The sequence below is a fragment of the Lysinibacillus sp. Bpr_S20 genome (genome assembly GCF_023337835.1).
Classification (GTDB): Bacteria; Bacillota; Bacilli; order Bacillales_A; family Planococcaceae; genus Lysinibacillus.
Genome location: NZ_JALNLQ010000006.1, coordinates 247,389 through 267,607, shown reverse-complemented (window position 1 = coordinate 267,607; position 20,219 = coordinate 247,389). Strand labels below are relative to the sequence as shown.

Sequence of the window (20,219 nt, the reverse complement as noted above, 5' to 3'; positions counted from 1 at the left end):
CAGGATCAAACTCTCCATAAAAAGAAATTTGATTAGCTCAAATTGTTTTGCTGGCATCATGTTTGATGTCCAAAATTGTGTTTTGTTCACTAACTCAAGGTTAGCTACTAAAAACTTTATTGATTACGTTTTGCTTGTTCAGTTTTCAAGGTTCATAAGGTCGCTTTCAAGCGACAACTTCTACATCATACTATATAAAAATACGAATGTCAATAAGTTTTTTGGAGCGGGTGATGAGAATCGAACTCACGACATCAGCTTGGAAGGCTGAGGTTTTACCATTAAACTACACCCGCAAAGAAATAATATTTTTTTAAAATGGCGCGCCCGACAGGAGTCGAACCCATAACCTTCTGATCCGTAGTCAGACGCTCTATCCAATTGAGCTACGGGCGCATATTATATATATTCATAAATCGACTTGGTGCGGCCGAGAGGACTTGAACCTCCACGGGGTTGCCCCCACTAGGCCCTCAACCTAGCGCGTCTGCCGTTCCGCCACGACCGCATTCAATTAGGAACTTTCTTATTATACTACGATAATCCAAAAAGTCAACCTTTTTCCTTAAAAAGATGAGCCATGAAGGACTCGAACCTTCGACCCTCTGATTAAAAGTCAGATGCTCTACCAACTGAGCTAATGGCTCAAATTAAGAAATGAATGGCTGGGGTACTAGGATTCGAACCTAGGCATGACGGAATCAAAATCCGTTGCCTTACCGCTTGGCTATACCCCAATAAGTGGCGGTCCCGACCGGGATCGAACCGGCGATCTCCTGCGTGACAGGCAGGCATGTTAACCGCTACACCACGGGACCAATATTACTATATTTTTATGAATTAAACTAATGAAATGACCCCTACGGGATTCGAACCCGTGTTACCGCCGTGAAAGGGCGGTGTCTTAACCACTTGACCAAGGGGCCATGGCTCCGAAGGCAGGACTCGAACCTGCGACAACCTGATTAACAGTCAGGTGCTACTACCAACTGAGCTACTTCGGAATAATTCATATTTTGTCGTCGTTATCTTGTCGACTTTTACTATTATATAGACATCTATAACGAACGTCAACCCTTTTTTATTATTTTTTTATTCCACTAATGTTAAACGCCCTAAACACTTGCTACAACAGTATCTCTCCACATTCATCTTAATTTTCCTTACATATAATTGTTGGCATTTTACACATGTATATGTATAAAGTCGACGTTGTTTTTTTCTAGATGTTTTAGGGATTTGCAATACTGAGCAAAAACGAGGAGCATTTACTTTTACTAATAACTCTCGAAAATCTTTGTCTCGATGCTGATATCCCTTGCCTTCCAAATGTAAATGATAATGACATAATTCGTGTCGAACTATACCTTCTATTTCGCTAATACCATACAATTCATAAGCTTTTGGATTAACTTCAATATTGTGCGATTGCAAAAGATAACGTCCACCTGTTGAACGCAGCCTTGGATTAAAATATGCTCGATGCATAAATGGCTTCAAGAAACTCTCTAATGATATTCGATTAACAAGATTTTGTAGTTCCTCATTGTTCATATCGTATCACCTCTAACAATAAGAATACCACACTGCATAGTATGAACAGTGTGGTATAAATTTATCCTGCATTAATAGACAGTAATTTTTCTGTACTGAAGGTGCAAGACGCCTACCTTGAATTAGCACCAGGGAAGTACGGCAGTTTACAAACCACCCGAAAAGGGATTCGTGAAAGTTCTTTCCATTACTTCGGTTTTTTTTTCGTTGCTTTGGAATTTCTTTCTGTCGCCTTAGCGATTCTTTCCGTTACTTCGGGGGTTCTTTCCGTCGCTCGTATCACTTCGAAGATTAATAATCAGCGAGATGAAGTCCCCCGTTTATTTTGCTTCGATCGTTTGATCTTTGGGTTGTAGCATTGTTAATGAAATGCGCCCTTTATTAACATCTATTTGTTCTACCCAAACTGTCACAATGTCACCGAGAGCAACAACCTCTAATGGATGTTTAATACGTCTTTTTTGTAATTTCGAAATATGCACAAGCCCATCCTGCTTCACGCCAATATCTACAAATGCTCCGAAATCAACTACGTTTCTCACCGTACCTTGCAATTCCATCCCAACTTGTAAATCCTCCATTTTTAATACATCGGTTTTCAACAAAGGCTGAGGGAATGCATCACGTGGATCGCGACTTGGTTTCATTAATGTATCCACAATATCCTGTATTGTGACAACTCCAACATCTAAAACTTCACCTAATTTTTCTACATCTAATTTTGCAATGGCTTCCTCTGCCTTCTGCGTCCCAAGCTCTTTTTTATCAATTTGTGCTACCTCTAAAATCTGCTCGGCTACACTATAGCTTTCAGGGTGAATGCCCGTAGTGTCAAATGCATTTTTGGCTCCGGGTACACGTAAGAACCCAATTGCTTGTTCATACGTTTTGGCACCAAGTCGTGGGATTTTCTTTAGCTGAGCACGAGTAGTAAATTGTCCATTTTCCTCTCGAGCCTTCACAATATTCTCCGCAACCGTTTTAGATAATCCAGAAACGTATTGCAATAGCGAAGCTGAGGCTGTATTAACATCAACACCAACTTGGTTAACAGCTGTCTCTACTATAAATGTTAAGGACTCCGTCAATTTTTTTTGAGAGACATCATGCTGATACTGACCTACTCCAACTGCTTTCGGCTCAATTTTTACTAGCTCCGACAATGGATCCTGCAAGCGACGTGCAATAGAAACCGCACTACGCTGTTCTACCTGTAAATCAGGAAACTCTGCACGGGCAATTTCAGAAGCTGAATAAACAGATGCCCCTGCTTCATTGACAATAACATAGGCCGTATCAGTTTTAAGCTCATTCAATACATCCGCTATAAATTGTTCTGTTTCGCGTGAGGCAGTGCCATTACCAATAGCTATTATAGTAATTGGGTATTTTGCTAAAATCTCTTTCACAACGGCTTTTGATTTTGCTACATCTGGCTTTGGCGGATGTGGATAAATGGCTGTAACCTCTAGCATTTTCCCAGTTTCATCTACAACAGCTAACTTACAACCTGTACGGTACGCGGGATCAACACCCAATACATATTTCCCTTTCATTGGAGGCTGTAGTAAAAGATTACGTAAATTTTCAGAGAAAATGTGGATTGCCTGTGCCTCTGCTTTTTCTGTCAGTTCATTTCGCAACTCGCGTTCTATAGAAGGCTGAATTAAACGCTTGTACGAATCCTCTATCGCTAGCTTTACTTCGGCAATTGCCGGTGAAGAACCTGTAGCGGGAATCCATTCCTTCCACATAATCATTAATACTCGATCGATTGGCACTTGGATTGCCACTTTTAAGATGTCTTCTTTCTCGCCACGATTTACAGCTAAAATACGGTGTGGGACAATACGATTTACCGGCTCTTCATATTCGTAATACATTTCGAAAACATTTTTTTCGTCCGCCTCTGCATTCTTGACACTTGTTGTGAGTACTCCATCTTTCCATGAATACGTACGAATTTTTTCACGGATTGCCGCTTCATCAGCAAAGCGCTCTGCTAAAATATCTCGAGCCCCAGCTAACGCATCCTCAATATTGGCAACATGCTCCTCATCTACGAAAGCCATTGCTAATTGTTCTAAATCATCACTACGATACTCTAATAGAAGATCCGCAAGAGGTTCTAATCCTTTTTCTTTTGCTATAGTCGCCTTTGTTCGGCGTTTTTGTTTATAAGGTCGATATAAATCCTCTACACGCTGCAAAACAGTTGCTGCTTGAATAGCTTGTTCTAATTCAGGTGTTAGTTTATCTTGTTCGTGAATTAATCGTATAACCTCTTCTTTACGTTGTTCAAGTTGCTGTATGTAGTGATAACGATCCTCTACAGCTTTAATCTGTACCTCATCAAGGGATCCAGTAGCTTCTTTTCGATAACGTGCTATGAATGGCACGGTGTTCCCTTCTTCTAATAATTTAATAACAGCATCGGCTTGACCTGGCTTAATAGCTACATCCTTTGCAATGAGCTGTAAAATTTGCTTTTGTTCCACATCATCACTACCTTTTTTCTTTTCATTTTACCATTACACTTTACTAAAATTGCAAAAAAATAGTCTACTCTGAATGGAGAGTAAACTATTTATTAAAGAAGGGGCTGTTTTGCCTCACCCTTCGTCGTATAACGCTTTAACGTCTTGAAGCATACTATACAAAGCCCCTCGCTCAGAGCGAAACATTATCACTGACTAAGATAGATTCCTGTAATTTTTTGATTGCTTTCCTTTGTATTCTTGATACATGCATTTGAGAAATGCCTAATCGTTCCCCAACTTCTTTTTGTGTGAGTTGCTCTAAATATGTAAGCTGAATAATTTCTCTTTCTCTCTCATCTAAAGACTTCATAGCATCAGAAACAATCATTCTTTTATTGGTCATTTCAAAACCGTCATCTTCTTTACCCATAATATCAAATAAAGTTACTGTACTACCGTCAGAATCTGACTCTATGGAATGATCCATAGAAAGAGCATGGTAACTACGGCTCATCTCCATAGCCTCTAAAACTTCTTCTTCTTCCACTTCTAATCGATCCGCGATTTCCTTAATAGACGGAGAGCGCTGCAACTCAATTGTCAACGCTTCTACTGTTGTTTTAATTCGCGGACCTAATTCTTTTATCCGTCTTGGTACATGAACATCCCAGGTTTTATCACGTAAAAACCGTTTAATTTCCCCAACAATCGTTGGTACTGCAAATGCTTCAAAGCTTCGACCAACTTCAGGATTAAAACGTCTTATAGCACCTAGCAATCCTAGCATACCTACTTGAGTAATATCCTCATAATGAGATTTACCATTCGAATATTTGCGCGCAATGGATTCAACTAAATATCGATAATGCATTACTAAATTTGTTTGTGCTTCATCGTCCTCTGTTGATTGGTACAATGCAATCCACCTTAGTATATCTTCCTTGGCCGAAGATTTAGGTAGTAATTCTTTCGACATTGTTTTCCACCTGCTCTCTAGCGACATACTTTGTCATGAAAACAGTTACGCCACCATCGTTATTTATCATCACCTCATCCATCAAAGTTTCCATTAAATACAGCCCTAAACCACCTTCGCGTAGCCCCGCAATACTCTCTTCAGGATGATACGGACCAATTTTCGACTTTATCTCCTCAAAATTAAAACTATTGCCGTAATCTGCAATCATCATTTCTAGTTTATTTTCATATAAAGCGCAGCCAATGACGATCTCGCCTTCTTCTTCATCCTTATATGCATGATGCACAACGTTCGTTACCGCTTCGCTTGCTGCAATTTTTAAATCTTCTATATCATCATAATTAAACCCAACGCGACTAGCTAAGCCAGAAACCGTCAATCGAATCACACTGACAAATTGCGGTTTTGCAGGAACTCTTATCTCAATATAATCAAATTCCTTCATTTTCGTAATTCCACCTTTTTATCAGTTTCAATATCCATTAAATCGCTTAAACCAGTAATTTCAAACAATCTTTGTAATCTATCCGATAAACCGACAAGTTTAACTTTACCCTCTTCACGTAACGTCCTTTTATAAAAGGCTACAAAAATACCTAACCCTGTACTATCCATATAATTAACCTTCGATAGATTAAGCACTATTTCTTTTCCTTCAGTAATTTTTACTGCCTCTAATTCTTCTCTAAGACGTGAAGCAGTATAAGTATCTATTTCGCCCTCAACAAATCCATATAGTTTATTATCAAGTTCTTTAAAGTGTATCGCCATATCCATACAGCATACCTCCACCATATTTGTTAGACTATTTTTCTATTCCCTTAATTGCAAAGATTGAAACCCTATTTTTTTATAATTACAACTGTGAAATCATCTGATAGTTTAAAATCCTGTATTTTTTCAATTTGCTTATAAAGAAGATTACATAATTGTTGAGCTGATAAGTGTTTATTTTCCAATATTAATGATGTAATGACTTCTCGTGAATTCATTTCATCATGAGCTCTAAATTCAGTAACACCATCCGTCATCATAATGACAATATCGTTTTCTTCCAAAGAAATTTCGTTGTACGAAAATTTTGTTTCTGACAACACCCCTAGTAATAATCCTGTCGATTCTAAAGGAAAAAATTTATTATGTTTAGCACTATAATGGAGAGCAGGTTCGTGACCTGCAGAAGCATAAGAAAAAATACTCTTTTGCATATCCAAGCAACCGTAAAACATAGAAACAAACATACTGTCATCTACACTCTTTTCAATCACTCGATTAATGACCTCTAATACATATGAAGGATCTTTCGATGCATATTCCAATGCTTCTAAACCATATTTTACCACAGACATACATAATGCAGCTGGAACACCTTTACCTACCACATCTGTCACAGCTACACTTAAATAATCATCTCGATTATATAGAAAGTGAACGTAATCTCCATTCATCTTCCGGATTGGAATAGATATCATTCCTATATCAACATTTGAAAGTTGTGGTACGTCTGTTTTAAGTAATGTTTTCTGAATGTTTGTAGCAACTATCATTTCCATTTCATACTCTGCCTGTTTTTGCAATAAGCTTTGGTGCTCTCTATGAGCCATGCCATAATGCACCATAACTTCAATAAGAAAATCATATGCAAACTGTTCTTCACTCATTCTACTTGGAAAAAGTTGCTCAACTGCATTTTTATGAATACTGACAACATCCTCTGGAGATATATTCTTTTGGATTAACTGACGAGTGAAGTTTTGAGCAATATATAAATTTTTTTCAGTTTGATCTACCATATAATCTGACAAAATCTTTTTATATTGAGATTCTAATCGGTCCAACAATTCCACATCCTAACGTAGCCATTTTTCAGCTCTTATCGTTGTTCCTTCTCCAATAACCGACTGAATAACCATACTGTCCATCAATCGATTAACGCCTGGTAAACCCGCACCAAGCCCTCCTGATGTGGAATAGCCATCCTCCATCACTTTTCGAATGTCTTCTATTCCTGGGCCTTGATCCGTTGCAATAACAATTATTTTCTTCTCAGTGTCCGTTTCTACTTTTTCAATTTCTATGACACCTATCCTTGCATATAAATATATATTTCGGGCTAGTTCACTTATAGCTGTAGTGATTCGTGCTTGATCAACAGTGTCAAATCCAAGCGCCTTCGCTTCGTCACGCCCCAGTTGTCTTGCTGCTACTATATCCCACTCAGTAATAATTTCAACCGAAGACTTAATGGTCACTGTTGCCCCTCCAATTCTTTAAGAGATATACTCCTACACTTTTCCAACCTACTTAATGAAAAACTATATTGTAAATCTCCATCAATTTCACCTTATAATTTTTAGCGTTTCATATAGACCAAGTTATTGTCGAAAAAGATAAAATTCTTTATTTTTTTCAAAAATCTATTGTAATTTTATATCTTTAATATATTAATACCATTTTTGAATAGTGATTTCAATTTATGGTAATACAGAGATTCAATTTTGCCTTGGCGTAATTTTACAAATAGACTTGGTTGTTGCTGCCGCTACGTTAGCACTACGCTTACATTTCACTAAATGAAAATAAAAAAGCATCGAGATGAAAATTCATCTCGATGCCACTATACATATATGTATATCAAAATTTAACAAGCCCTAAACTAATCATCAATGCACCATCCACTTTCTCCATCAATGCATGGTCAAGTTGCGTTATACGATCTGTCAATCTTGACTTATCAATCGTCCGCACCTGCTCGAGCAGAATAACCGAATCACGTTCAAAACCATACTTTTCAGCATTAATTTCAACGTGCGTCGGTAATTTTGCCTTTTGAATCTGTGCAGTGATAGCTGCGATGATGACAGTCGGACTAAATCGATTGCCAATATCATTTTGAATAATCAGCACCGGCCTAGTGCCCCCTTGTTCGGACCCAACTACCGGTGATAAATCTGCAAAAAAAACGTCACCACGTTTTACATTCAAAGTGTCATCCCCCGCTAACGAGACGCTCCACCGTATGTTGTGCTTCATATTCTGCATGCAAGCATTCACTTGCAATACTCAGATTAATATGAGACATTTCAACATATCCTTTCATCATAGCTTCCCGTATTTGATTTGGTTGCTCCTGCATTAAAACTTTGCGCGACAAAATACGCGCAATAGATTCACTCTCAATTACTTCCTTTGTTTGTAGAAATAGACTATCCTGAACAGCAATTGTAGCTTCTCTTAACTTTTTCTCATACACAGCAAGCACCTCCAACGGAACCATCCACTTTTCATTACTACCCATTCTACCATTGAAAGATATTGTTGAAAAGACATGAAATGACAAAATATCTGACAATTTAAAGTCCAAGTTGTAAAAATATGTAGGTTGTCGAAGGTATATGCCGATTCATTCATCTTGCAATTTGTCACAAATTATGGATGACTCAGCTTCTTGGTAAGCTAACATGTTCTTCTGTAGTTAGTTATTCACCAAGTTGTTTAGTGCTTTAGTATAGTATTCATTTGTCCAAATTTAAACCGCCTATACAAAATTATTTAAAATTACTTCTGTTAGGATACAGCTTAAAGATTACATGTATACTCTAGGAACTCTCGCTGTAATAATGCATGGTACTTCATAGTTAATGGTTTCAAGCTTTGCTGCCCATTCATTCATAGAAATAGCATCCTGTCCTTGACGGCCAATGAGTGTTACCTTCTCCCCTATAGCATATGCTTTTGGCAAGGCAACCATACATTGGTCCATACAAATTCGTCCAACAATCGGCATTCTTTGGCCATCAATTAGCACTTCTTGTCCACCTAATTTGCGAATTACTCCATCAGCGTAGCCTACTGGTATCGTTCCTATCCACATATCCGATGAGGCCACAAAAGTAGCTCCATAGCCTACTGAATCACCCGCTTGTAACTGTTTCACATGAACTAGCTCACTCTCAAGCGAGAACGCCGGCTGTAACGGAAATGGTAAAATACCTTCTACGTAAGAAGATGGTGCTAATCCATACATCGATATACCATATCTAACCGCATCAAATTGTAAATGCGCATCTTTTACTAAAGATGTTGCCGTGTTTGAAGCATGAACAAGTCTAGGTTTTTCAGGTAAGGCAGATACAAATTTCTCAAACAATTGTACCTGTCTATCAAAGTATGAAGTATCCTCTTCATCTGCAGTCGCAAAATGTGTAAATATCCCATCAAGCTCCACATTAACTGTATTTTGTATTGTTTGATATAGATCTAATAATTCTTGTTCTGAACGAACACCAATTCTGCCCATTCCGCTATCTACTTTAATATGTAGCCGTAAAGAATTTGCTTCATTAGCTATCAACGGAGCCGCTTGCTGTACCCACTCACTTTCAAATGCAGTAAGAATAATACGTTGCTGAGCAGCATATGGTGCAAATGAAACTGGAGAGGCACCCAATATTAGTATGTCTGGTTCGTCAAAATGTGCTCGAATATGTAATGCTTCATCGGGCGTTGCCACGGCAAGCATTGTTGCACCTGCCTCAAGCGCTGCTTTTGCAACGGCTACATCTCCGTGACCGTATGCATTTGCCTTTACGACAGCTATAATTTGAACATGAGGTCGAAGTAGCTTCTTTAAATTTTTTACATTTTGTTGAATTGCTTGTAAGTCTATAACTGCTTTCGTTGGTCTAAAATATTGCTGTGTCTTCATTAGAATACCCTCTTTATTTTTTATTAAAACATTATGTATCGAATAAATCGCCTTTTCTCTACTGTTTTTACATAAGTTGTTCTATTTCAGACTAATTTTCTACATAACTTTTATCATATATGACTTAACGACTTCTAAACAGTGTTAATTTTCATCAAAACTGTACTAATTTACTTAACAAGCTACAGCCTTCCATATAGAAAGCTGTAGCTAGAAAAATTATTTCATACTACCTATCGTCATAGAAGTGGCTACTTGCACCATTTCTTCACGAGTCAATTTACTAGAGGCAACAAAGAATTCGACGCCATCCTGTTCCCAACTAATAGATGTATCGGTAATAGCACCAATCGTAAACCCTAAATCTACCGGATCACCAGGAGACGATACTGGCAGCATAGCAGCCTCTTTCGTAACTGGTTGTTGCATGACCGTAAATGGTTTGTCACCATCAAATGTTAAGATGACACGGTCCATTCCACCCTCTTGCATGACTTTCTCTTCCACCATCTTAGTATTTTCTATATTAACAACAGGGTAGTGAGTTTGGAACTCTTTATTTTCGGCTTCTGCACTTACTGCCTGTTTCTCTTCATTTCCATTCGGGTTATTGTTGCTCTCCTTACCGTCTTTGTTGTCTTTTTTATCTTTGTTTCCTTTTTCTGATGGTGTAGCTTGTTCACCTTTTGTTTCATCCGATTCTGTAAATTGCTCAACTGCATACTCTTTAGCCGCGTGTTGAACACCTAATTTTATATTTTTAAATGTAATACGAATTTGTTCTTCTTTTACATCATTCATAATCACTACAGAAGTTGGGAGCATCGTTTTTTTATCAACTGTTATAACTTGATGAGGCATACTATTTTTATAGCTATTTCTAGTAGCCGCTTCAAATATATATGCTTTGTCCTCCTCTTTCATGACTAAATTTTTATCTTGAGCTAAATCTTCTGCTAGTGCACCTATTAAATAGGCTTGACTATTTTTCTTTGGCCAATCACTTTGGAATTTATACATTTTGTTTAATGTAGGTGTAACGACAAAAACTCCATCTGCATTTCGCACTATCATTTGTGAAACATCTTTCCCACTTTCAACTACTTCTACTCGATAGAAATCAGGTTTCGTATGCCAAACTGTTACATCATATTTTTTTGGATCTCCACCAGATTTAATCTCCATCGTAGCATTTAACTCATAACCATTTGCCTCTGCCCATTTCCCATTAACTTTCTTTAACACTTTTTCCTGTGAGTCTGTACCACATGCCGATAAAAGTAATATCGTACAAAATAAGACGAGCCACTTAACTATACGGTTGCCCACGCTTTCACCCTTTCCTTCTTTCAAATCCACTACGACAATATATGAACCGTATTTGTCAGTTATGTCATTTGAACATGGGCAATATATTTATCTTCACTCAGAAATTTATTTTCACTTAACTTCCAGACGCACGTATAGCCGAGGCATTTAACTCAACACCCTAACATGCGGTGGCATTCCTACTCCGAATAGGCACTTTTTCGGGGCGATCAGTTTCCACTCCAATCAATTTATCTAAATGTATATATGGCGAAAGCTGTGTTTATCATTATTGTAATAATATTACTTGTGCTGCTGCGTATTCCTTAGAGTGTGTGATACTTACGAATCCATTTACAAGCTCTCCTTTGAAGTATAAAACAGGATTCCCTGCTTCCCCTCTTAAAACTTCAATATCATGAAGCTTACATTCTTCACCAATACCCGTCCCTAATGCCTTCGAGAATGCTTCCTTTGAAGCGAATCGTCCGGCTAAAAATTCTATTTTACGAGTTTCTGAATGTGCATCAAACAAAACTTTTTCCTTTTCAGTTAAAATACGATCTTTAAATTTATATGTTCTCCGCATCGCTTTAGCAATACGGTCAATTTCTACGATGTCGAGACCAATTCCTTTAATCATTTAAACTTCCCCTTTTCCTATTTCTATAAAGCCATGTATAATGATTGTAAATTGAGGTGGAGTTATGTTTAGTAGAACAGAAAATTTTAAGCAATATACAAAGTATTATCCGATTGTTTCAACATTAATAGCGCTTAATTTAATTGTTTATGTAATATCTATTTTACCTGGAGTAGGAGAAAATGTGTTGAATTACGGAGTTCAAGCGAACTTCCTTATACAAGCCGGTGAATGGTGGCGTGTTTTATCTGCAATGTTTTTACATTCTGGCTTTTTGCATGTTTTCTTTAATATGTTTTCATTGTATTTATTCGGACCGGAGCTTGAAAAAATTGCTGGCAAGGCACGATTTATTACAATTTATTTACTGTCAGGTATTGTAGGCAACATGGCAACCTATCTTCTTAATGATAGTAGTTATGTTAGTCTTGGTGCAAGCGGGGCTATATTTGGAATTTTCGGTGCTTTCGGAGCGCTTGTTTACTATACGCGTCGAACAATGCCTATGCTTCGTAAACTTATTTTGCCAATCATCGTTATCAGTGTTATTATGACTTTCCTACAGCCAAATGTTAATATCTATGCTCACTTAGGCGGATTAGTAGCAGGATTCCTTCTTGGACTCGTTTACTTACATCCAAAAAGAATTTTAAGCTGGCGTAAACAAAAGATGGCGGGTAAGTAATTGGTACAATAGAAGCAATCCTCAAGCTATATTGTGGATTGCTTCTATTATTTTTATGCTAGAGTGATAGGCAATTCGTTATTTCAAAGCGCGACCATACTTCGATTTCTTACACGTCCCTCACTTGATGTTAGCCAATTACTCCCGCAAGCTTCCCCTCATAATAGATCCCTACCTGTAGGCCATTATTATCTGCATATTGTTGCATCGCATCTCTTACAAATCGCTCTGTATCCTCTACCGTTTTCACATCATCCACGAAAGATATCCATTCTCACAAGTATCTCTTGAACGATCCGTCAATGCCAATAAATTCACTTACACATCAATGATGCCTCGGCATCATTCCGTGACATCCGCCGGAGGCATTAAATAAAGGCTAATCCCCTATTAATTGTGAGGATTAGCCAAGTTCTTTCATTTAATGTTCATACCAAGATAATATTGTTTCAGCATCTTGCTGCTCTAAGCTCGGTACATTCCCTGTTATACCAGTCATGCCTGACATTACCGTTGCTTTTACAGTCATAACATTCTTTCTTTTTTGGAAATACGTTTGGGTAGTCCCAATAGATTGTATACGTTTTTTCTCCATAAAAAGTGTAATACGACTGAATACACGATATTTCATTGTTAATTGCTTTCCATCAATCATATAGCCAGCTGTTTTATGTTGCCAAATACCAATTACTATCGTTAATGGAATGAATAATAACGAAAGCAACCCATATGGATAAAAGAAATAACTACATGCACCTATTATAGGGATGAGCCAAACAAAATCAATTCGGTAAAAAAATGGACGAGCACGTTTTGGTGAATTGATAAATTCCGGTCGCCAATTTATATCTGGAAACAGTTGCTCAAGTGTTTCCAAACATTCTTGCGTCTGAATAAGTGGGAACAGAGTAATTTTTTTATCATTTCCTTCTCCACCATTTCCTCCTGCACTCTCAACAACAACTGTTGCAAAGCCAAATAATTGACGCACTGGATTCTCTACAATACGAATCGCCTGAATTCTATTTAACGGTAAAGTAATTCGTTTTTTCTCAATTAGCCCTTTTGTAATAATAAGCTTTTCATCTTCAATTCGGACTGTATATTCATAATAATTGATTAGTGTGATAACAAATGACACAAACCACGCCACAATTAGACTGACTATCACTGCTAGTGCAACTAACAATGCACCAAATTTCGCAAAGACAGCTAACTCATTAAATATTTCTTCATACGGTATTATATCCGAAAACTGAGAGACAATTGCTGCTATACCGGACAGAACGACCCCAATTCCACCTGAAGTTATAGCCAATATAAACAAATCACGTATCGACATATGATAAATAGTTGGAACTAATACTTCCTCTATTTCCGACTGTTCATCATTCATCGGTTCTGTTACTTGGTTCTTTGCACGACGCATTTCCTGCTCGATGACATCTGCCGCCGCCTTACGTATAGCCGTTAACTCAACCTCAGGCTTTCTATCCTTACTTCCCGCAGTTTCAACCTGAACCTTTACTAAGCCCAACAATCGGTGAAAAATACCTTCATTGTAATTTAAGCTCTGAATTCGGTCAAATGGGATATAACGCTTCTTTTTAACGAACAAACCGTACTTTACACGCAATTCTCCATCTTCAAACCAATATACAAAGGTGCGCCATTTAACAATCCCACTAACAAGTGCAAGTAAAGCCCCCACTCCCCAAATACCGAATAAGAAAGTCGTTCGCCAAAAATTATCACTATGGAAATTAAAGGAGATGTGAAAACCATTAGAGAAAATAATAACAACTAACGGGAAAATCAAACTTTTTAATGCTTTTGCACTTGTAATAATAGCCGAGATCGGGTGTAAACGGTTTATTTCCTTAGACATCATCTTCCGCCACCCTTGCTAATTCCGAAATACGTGCTCGAAGTCCATCAGCTTCGTCCATCACAAGTGCAGGAATTGTATGTACAGTTGCCGCTGTAGATATTGAAATATTACCTAAACCATATTTTTTTAATATTGGCCCTTGCGTCGTATCAACATGCTGTACGCGTACCATTGGAATGAGCGTACGTTTAACAACAAACAAACCATGTTGCACCTCAATCTCATTATCACGCACTTCATAACGCCAGCGTTCCCATCTTATCTTTGGAAATAGATAAGTAGAAAGGACAGCACTAAGTATGACTACAGCAACTGCAATGAAATAAATAAATGATGGCCATTCAAAATAATAAGTACCGTAGCATGCAAACGCCGCTACAATCAACAGTAATAAGGTTTGCAATACACCATATAAACGCCACACGGTTAACCCTTTCCTCGAAATTTTATGCATTGGTTCTGCTCTCAAAATCTTTCCCTCTCTTTCTTTAACTACGTATACGGAATTAGTTATCTTTTTGTTTCAAATTATATCAATTTCTTCCTGAGGTAATTGTAGCTTTCGCACAGAAAATTTGCCATAGGACATGACATTCATCTCACCTAGGTTGTAGTTTCATCTGAGTGACCCCTGCTGAAAGACGTAAAAAACCTTACAGCCACTTGGACTGTAAGGTTTAATCAATTTGATGAAGTTAAAATTAGTCTTCGTGACGACGTGGTGCGCGTGAACGACCTTGTCCACCTTCACGGCGACCTCCATCACGGCGTCCGCCCTCTCGACGATCTCCGCCACGTCCGCCATCTCGACGTCCGTTAAAGTTACGGTTGCCGCCGCGTCCACGATCTCCGCCACGATTGCCAGAACGCTCACGACGCATTGGTAATGGACGTTCTTCAGTAATTGTTACTGGAGTATCATCTGGCTCTTTTGTTAATGAACGAATTGCAGCAGCTACAACATCGATTGCATCATGATTTTCAAGTAATTCTGTCGCAAGTGTACGATAATCACCTAAATTATTGTTCGCAATTAGACCTTCTAGTGTTTCCACAGCTAGACGTTGTTGACCTACTAAAGCTTCGTCATTTGTTGGTGGGCGAAGTGGTGTCATACGTTTTTTCGTTGTTTCTTCTACAATACGTAAGTAACCCATTTCACGAGGTGTTACAAATGTTACCGCAAGACCTGATTTACCTGCACGGCCTGTACGACCAATACGGTGAACATAAGATTCAGGATCTTGAGGAATATCGAAGTTATAAACATGTGTTACACCAGAAATATCAAGCCCACGAGCAGCTACATCTGTTGCCACAAGAATATCAATTTTATTTTCTTTAAATTGTCGTAACACAGAAATACGTTTCGCTTGGCTTAAATCACCATGGATTCCTTCAGCAAGGTAACCACGAATTGATAACGCTTGTGCAAGCTCATCTACGCGGCGTTTTGTACGTCCAAAGATGATAGCAAGTTCTGGTTGGTGAACGTTTAATAAACGAGATAAAATGTCGAATTTTTCACGTTCAGCAGACTTCACAAAATATTGATCGATGTTATCAACTGTTAATTCTTTAGCTTTAATTTTTACGATTTCTGGATCACGCATGAATGTTTCTGCAATTTTACGAATTGCTGGTGGCATTGTTGCTGAGAACAGTAATGTTTGACGTTCAGTTGGAACGTTTTCTAAGATGGAATTAATATCATCGATAAAGCCCATGTTTAACATTTCATCTGCTTCATCAAGTACTAATGTTTGAACGTCTTCTAATTTTAAAGTACGACGATTGATATGATCTATAATTCGGCCAGGCGTACCCACGATAATTTGTGGTCTATTTTTCAGTGCACGAATTTGACGGCCGATTTCCTGACCACCATAAACAGATAATAATTTTACACGTTTGTCATAACCAATTTTATAAAGCTCTTCAGAAACTTGAATAGCTAATTCACGAGTTGGAGCAATTACTAATGCTTGGATATTAGGGTTTTTTGGATCAATTTTTTCGATAAGTGGAATCCCGAAAGCGGCAGTTTTACCTGTACCTGTTTGCGCTTGACCTAATACATCACGGCCTTCAATTGCAAAACGAATAGTACCTTCTTGGATTGGTGTTGCTTCTTCAAATCCCATACGCTTTACAGAGCGTAATGTAGATTCGCTAATATTTAATTCTGAAAAATTTGTCAAACTTCTCAATCTCCTTTTTTTCCTTTTAAGTTGACAAATGGTTACATTTTCAGATGAAGTTGTCGGCAAATTCGAGCCTGTGTTTTGGAACGTTTCCGTTACTTAAAATTTTTCTCTATATGATGGTCACATAGAGCTCTCTTATATGAAAAGGAAAGCCCGGTCTTTACCGAGCGGTTTGATTCTGTCGTAATTATTCACTTTAGAATAAAACCGTTGTGTTCAAAAAAAAGTACTCTTCAATCAAATATGAAGAGTCTTCGCACAAAATGTATCCATTGCTTACACTAGTCTAACATGGGATTAAAACGTATGCAACGATAACGCATGAGTCGTAATTATCTGACTACTTTACGCACTCTTTAAAAACGACAAAACGTAAGAAAACCACTCAGAGCAATCTTCACCATAACATATATGATGCTTCCCATTATCAGAAATATACAAAGTTTTATCGTTTGAGGTTACTTGATCATATAAAAATTGAGCCGTGTGATAGGGCACTATTCCGTCTAATTTCCCTTGTACAATATACACCGGAATTTTAATATCTTTATAATACGGCTCCACCATTCGAACAAGCTTCATGAATTCTATCGTTGACGATAATGGCACATGATTAAACTTATGTCGATAACGTATATACAACTCATTATTAGACAGATTACGGTGATACGCTTCAGTAGCAAGCACTTTAAAGTCTTTGACCAGTTGCTTCGGACTCACATACTTGGCAGCAGCGCTTAGTAATACAAGCTTTTTCACTTTATAACGTTTGGCTAAATAAAGCGCTATAATACCACCCATTGAAAACCCAACTACTATTACTTCATCTACTTTTTTAGCCAGACCACGGAAAGCGAGCTCGGCATCCATTAACCAATGCTTTGCGGTGAAACCACGCATTTGTAATTCCTCCCCATGCCCCGACAAAGTAGGTTCTTCAATCAGCCAATTCGTATGCGTACGTAAATAGGTAGTAAAAGGTTCTATTTCATAAGGTCCGCCTGAAAATCCATGTATACATAACACGCCTACTGACATTATTTTCACCTCTAAATGTTAACTCATTTAAATTAAGAATTTAAAGAATCGGTGAGAGAGTATCCCACCGATTCCTTGTTTCATTTTATGACGTGAATGCACGTAAGATTGTTTCTAATTTCATACCACGAGAGCCTTTTAGTAAAACGATAGACTCCTCGTTAGCTTGCTGTAGTTTTTCGATAATTGGCGTATAATCATCCTCTACATATAGCAAATGCTCTTCATCAAAACGCTCTTTTAAGACTTCATTCAAATAAGCCATTCGTGGGCCAAACAAACAAACATAAGCGATTTCTTCTGCATGAATATACTTCGATAAATCTTCATGGAAATCCTTTTCATTTGGTCCTAGCTCCAGCATATCACCTAACACAAGCCATTTTTCTGGGCGAATCGTTGTCGAAGCTATAAATTGAATAGCCGCCTTTACAGAGGTTGGTGCAGCATTGTAGGCATCATTTATAAACAAAGCCCTATTTGATCCATTCACTTGTTGCATGCGCATATCCGTAAGAGCTACTTGTTTTAAGGATGCACGAATTTGGTCATCGTTTAAACCTAGCTTTTGAGAAATTAACATAGCAACTAATGTATTTTTAACCTGATGCTTCCCTAGAACGGAAATAAAGAAATCTCCTTCAATCACACCATGTGTAGAGAAACTACTTCCCTCAGCAGTTGCTTCAATACTGTTTGCATACAATAGATTGCCCTGCTCTAAGCCAAATGCCACTGCATTTAACTGATGCTCTTTCGCAACTAGCTCTTGAAGTAGCGGTTCGTCTCCATCATAAAATAGCACTCCGTCTGGCTGCATTCCTTGAATTATTTCAAACTTGGCTTTAGCGATTCCCGCACGTGAGCCTAAATCTTGCATATGAGCCTCGCCAATGTTTGTAATCACCGTCATATGTGGACGAGCAAGTTTCGTTAAAAATTCTATTTCGCCAAAACCACTCATCCCCATTTCAAGTACAGCAACATCAGTATCTTCATCTAGCTGTAAAACCGTAATAGGTAAGCCTAGTTCATTATTAAAATTCCCAATTGTCTTTTGTACTTTAAAAAATGGTGTTAACGTTCCTGCTAAAATATCTTTCGTCGATGTTTTACCATTTGAACCAGTAATACCAATAAACTTTGCTTTATGTTCACTGCGATAGGCACGCGCCATTTGCTGCAGCGCCAATTCTGGATCATCTACAAAGAGCAATGGTACACCTTGTGGTGGATTTGGTTCATCTTTCTGCCATAGAGAAGCACCTGCTCCTTTTTCAAAGGCCTGCAGAACAAATTTATGTCCATTGGCCTTCTCACCACGAAACGGTACAAATAGGTCCCCTTGTTGAATTGTACGTGTATCAATCGAAATTCCTGATACGACTGTATCACCAAAAGCTGGCACATCATCATTTAACCATGTAGCTAACTGCTTTAATGTTTTTTTCACAATAATCACACTCAGTCTTTTTTATAGTGAAGCTGTTGTTTTTCTTCAAAACGCTCAATTGCTAGTGTAATCAGACGATTAATAAGCTCTGGGTAGCTTACATTTGTATGCTGCCATAAAAGAGGATACATGCTGACTGGTGTAAAACCTGGCATTGTATTCACTTCGTTAATATAAATGCTGTTATCGGCCGTCACAAAAAAGTCCGCACGAACTAAACCGCTTCCATCAATAGCTTTAAACGCACGCTTTGCTAACTCCTGTAAGCTTGATACCGTGTCCACAGGAAGCTCTGCTGGAATAATAAGGGCTGTTGTACCATCTTTATATTTAGAGTCATAATCATAGAACTCAGTTACTGGTTTAATTTCACCAGGTACAGAAACTTCCGGTAAGTCATTTCCTAGTACAGCTAGTTCAATTTCACGAGCCACAATACCTTCCTCAATGACAATTTTACGATCATACTGTAAGGCTATTTCGATGGCCTTCACTAATTCATCGCGATTTGTTGCCTTGCTAATTCCGACACTAGATCCCAAGTTAGCAGGTTTCACAAACATCGGCCAACCTAATTTTTCTTCACAACGAGCAAGGATCGCCTCCCGTTCATTAGCCCATTCGCTACGAATGAAGTAAGTATACGGTACTTGCGGTAAGCCAGCAATTTCAAATAATTGCTTCATGATTACTTTATCCATACCAGTTGCTGATGCTAACACACCATTACCTACATACGGTAAATTAAGAACTTCAAGTAAACCTTGAACAGTTCCATCTTCACCATTAGTACCATGAAGTAATGGGAAAATTACATCGAATTGTACAGAATTACCATCCTTATCAATTAAAAAATCCGTAATATTATTTTCTAAAATAGTGGTATCATCACCAAATTGTAACTCTTCAATTGTACTCGCAGGTTTATTTAGTCGATCACCGCTGCGCCATTCTCCATCAAGTGTAATGAAAATCGGATATACTTCATACTCCTCGAAATTCAAAGCTTCAGTGACTGCACGTGCTGTCGATAATGACACCTCATGCTCTGCTGACTTTCCACCGTATAATAAACCGATTCTTTTTTTCATTTTTGTGCCCTCCACATACTTCTTGAGTACTATTAGTTTATCACGAAACGTCTTGACAAATGACATCAATTTCTTCTTGGCGTAATTGTCACTGTTACTATAGAAAACATTTATTACTTTCGTAACACAATTACTGAATGACGATAAAAATCTCACCGTAATTTTGACGGTGAGATTTAATG

20 protein-coding genes and 8 tRNA genes are annotated in these 20,219 nt (G+C 38.0%); 1 reads left to right on the top strand and 27 read right to left on the bottom strand.

Features of this window, described 5'->3' with window-relative positions; all coding sequences use genetic code 11:
- Positions 1-222: 222 nt before the first annotated feature.
- The 20 genes from MWJ95_RS16645 to acpS form a co-directional block, all read right to left on the bottom strand.
- Positions 223-296 (bottom strand) — tRNA-Gly (locus MWJ95_RS16645).
- A gap of 23 nt (positions 297-319) precedes the next feature.
- Positions 320-396, bottom strand: a tRNA-Arg gene (locus MWJ95_RS16640).
- A 26-nt stretch (positions 397-422) separates the two neighbouring features.
- Positions 423-508 (bottom strand) — tRNA-Leu (locus MWJ95_RS16635).
- A gap of 66 nt (positions 509-574) precedes the next feature.
- Positions 575-647 (bottom strand) — tRNA-Lys (locus MWJ95_RS16630).
- 15 nt (positions 648-662) lie between these two features.
- Positions 663-737 (bottom strand) — tRNA-Gln (locus tag MWJ95_RS16625).
- Positions 738-742: 5 nt separating this feature from the next.
- Positions 743-818 (bottom strand) — tRNA-Asp (locus tag MWJ95_RS16620).
- Positions 819-854: 36 nt separating this feature from the next.
- Positions 855-926 (bottom strand) — tRNA-Glu (locus MWJ95_RS16615).
- Between the two features lies 1 nt (position 927).
- A tRNA-Asn gene (locus tag MWJ95_RS16610) sits at positions 928-1,004 on the bottom strand.
- 88 nt (positions 1,005-1,092) lie between these two features.
- The gene (locus MWJ95_RS16605) at positions 1,093-1,554 is read right to left on the bottom strand and encodes a SprT family protein (RefSeq protein ID WP_249076237.1); all 462 of its coding nucleotides are present in this window, start codon (positions 1,552-1,554) and stop codon (positions 1,093-1,095) included.
- A 320-nt stretch (positions 1,555-1,874) separates the two neighbouring features.
- Entirely contained in the window at positions 1,875-4,052 is a 2,178-nt protein-coding gene (locus MWJ95_RS16600; RefSeq protein WP_249076238.1) for a Tex family protein, read from the bottom strand.
- Positions 4,053-4,224: 172 nt separating this feature from the next.
- Entirely contained in the window at positions 4,225-5,010 is a 786-nt protein-coding gene (gene sigB, locus MWJ95_RS16595) for an RNA polymerase sigma factor SigB (RefSeq protein WP_249076239.1), read from the bottom strand.
- Positions 4,988-5,458: an anti-sigma B factor RsbW gene (gene rsbW / locus MWJ95_RS16590; RefSeq protein ID WP_249076240.1), complete on the bottom strand. Its 471-nt coding sequence runs from the start codon at positions 5,456-5,458 to the stop codon at positions 4,988-4,990. Before rsbW ends, sigB begins: the two co-directional genes overlap by 23 nt.
- A complete protein-coding gene (locus tag MWJ95_RS16585) occupies positions 5,455-5,790 on the bottom strand; it encodes an STAS domain-containing protein (RefSeq protein ID WP_249076241.1) in 336 nt (111 codons plus the stop codon). The genes rsbW and MWJ95_RS16585 overlap by 4 nt, the downstream gene beginning before the upstream one ends.
- A 65-nt stretch (positions 5,791-5,855) precedes the next feature.
- A complete protein-coding gene (locus MWJ95_RS16580) occupies positions 5,856-6,851 on the bottom strand; it encodes a PP2C family protein-serine/threonine phosphatase (protein WP_283175762.1) in 996 nt (331 codons plus the stop codon).
- A gap of 12 nt (positions 6,852-6,863) precedes the next feature.
- Complete coding sequence (locus MWJ95_RS16575; protein ID WP_249076242.1) at positions 6,864-7,265, bottom strand: anti-sigma regulatory factor; 402 nt, start codon at positions 7,263-7,265, stop codon at positions 6,864-6,866.
- Positions 7,266-7,647: 382 nt separating this feature from the next.
- A complete protein-coding gene (locus tag MWJ95_RS16570) occupies positions 7,648-7,998 on the bottom strand; it encodes a type II toxin-antitoxin system PemK/MazF family toxin (RefSeq protein WP_049663446.1) in 351 nt (116 codons plus the stop codon).
- A 4-nt stretch (positions 7,999-8,002) separates the two neighbouring features.
- Positions 8,003-8,266 carry a hypothetical protein gene (locus MWJ95_RS16565; RefSeq protein WP_249076243.1) on the bottom strand — a complete coding sequence of 88 codons (264 nt, stop codon included), beginning with the start codon at positions 8,264-8,266 and terminating at the stop codon, positions 8,003-8,005.
- 333 nt (positions 8,267-8,599) lie between these two features.
- Entirely contained in the window at positions 8,600-9,721 is a 1,122-nt protein-coding gene (alr, locus tag MWJ95_RS16560) for an alanine racemase (RefSeq protein ID WP_249076244.1), read from the bottom strand.
- A 219-nt stretch (positions 9,722-9,940) separates the two neighbouring features.
- Entirely contained in the window at positions 9,941-11,050 is a 1,110-nt protein-coding gene (locus MWJ95_RS16555) for a LolA family protein (RefSeq protein ID WP_249076245.1), read from the bottom strand.
- A 268-nt stretch (positions 11,051-11,318) separates the two neighbouring features.
- Positions 11,319-11,672: a holo-ACP synthase gene (gene acpS / locus MWJ95_RS16550; RefSeq protein ID WP_249076246.1), complete on the bottom strand. Its 354-nt coding sequence runs from the start codon at positions 11,670-11,672 to the stop codon at positions 11,319-11,321.
- 64 nt (positions 11,673-11,736) lie between these two features.
- On the opposite strand from acpS, the gene MWJ95_RS16545 reads away from it, so the two are divergent.
- Positions 11,737-12,357, top strand: a complete 621-nt coding sequence (locus MWJ95_RS16545; RefSeq protein WP_249076247.1) for a rhomboid family intramembrane serine protease — start codon at positions 11,737-11,739, stop codon at positions 12,355-12,357.
- 130 nt (positions 12,358-12,487) lie between these two features.
- Here the strand turns inward: MWJ95_RS16545 and MWJ95_RS24520 are convergent, their stop codons facing one another.
- The 7 genes from MWJ95_RS24520 to MWJ95_RS16515 all read right to left on the bottom strand — a co-directional run bounded on the left by MWJ95_RS24520 (position 12,488) and on the right by MWJ95_RS16515 (position 20,037).
- Positions 12,488-12,616: a hypothetical protein gene (locus MWJ95_RS24520; protein ID WP_283164877.1), complete on the bottom strand. Its 129-nt coding sequence runs from the start codon at positions 12,614-12,616 to the stop codon at positions 12,488-12,490.
- A gap of 162 nt (positions 12,617-12,778) precedes the next feature.
- A complete protein-coding gene (locus tag MWJ95_RS16540) occupies positions 12,779-14,245 on the bottom strand; it encodes a PH domain-containing protein (RefSeq protein WP_249106761.1) in 1,467 nt (488 codons plus the stop codon).
- Complete coding sequence (locus MWJ95_RS16535; RefSeq protein ID WP_249076249.1) at positions 14,238-14,717, bottom strand: PH domain-containing protein; 480 nt, start codon at positions 14,715-14,717, stop codon at positions 14,238-14,240. Before MWJ95_RS16535 ends, MWJ95_RS16540 begins: the two co-directional genes overlap by 8 nt.
- Positions 14,718-14,949: 232 nt before the next feature.
- Positions 14,950-16,449 carry a degradosome RNA helicase CshA gene (gene cshA, locus MWJ95_RS16530; RefSeq protein ID WP_249106753.1) on the bottom strand — a complete coding sequence of 500 codons (1,500 nt, stop codon included), beginning with the start codon at positions 16,447-16,449 and terminating at the stop codon, positions 14,950-14,952.
- Positions 16,450-16,800: 351 nt separating this feature from the next.
- Positions 16,801-17,493: an alpha/beta hydrolase gene (locus MWJ95_RS16525; RefSeq protein WP_249076251.1), complete on the bottom strand. Its 693-nt coding sequence runs from the start codon at positions 17,491-17,493 to the stop codon at positions 16,801-16,803.
- 85 nt (positions 17,494-17,578) lie between these two features.
- Positions 17,579-18,946, bottom strand: coding sequence for a UDP-N-acetylmuramoyl-tripeptide--D-alanyl-D-alanine ligase (locus tag MWJ95_RS16520; protein WP_249106751.1), 1,368 nt, complete (start codon positions 18,944-18,946; stop codon positions 17,579-17,581).
- A gap of 11 nt (positions 18,947-18,957) precedes the next feature.
- Positions 18,958-20,037 carry a D-alanine--D-alanine ligase gene (locus tag MWJ95_RS16515; RefSeq protein WP_249076253.1) on the bottom strand — a complete coding sequence of 360 codons (1,080 nt, stop codon included), beginning with the start codon at positions 20,035-20,037 and terminating at the stop codon, positions 18,958-18,960.
- Positions 20,038-20,219: the final 182 nt, after the last annotated feature.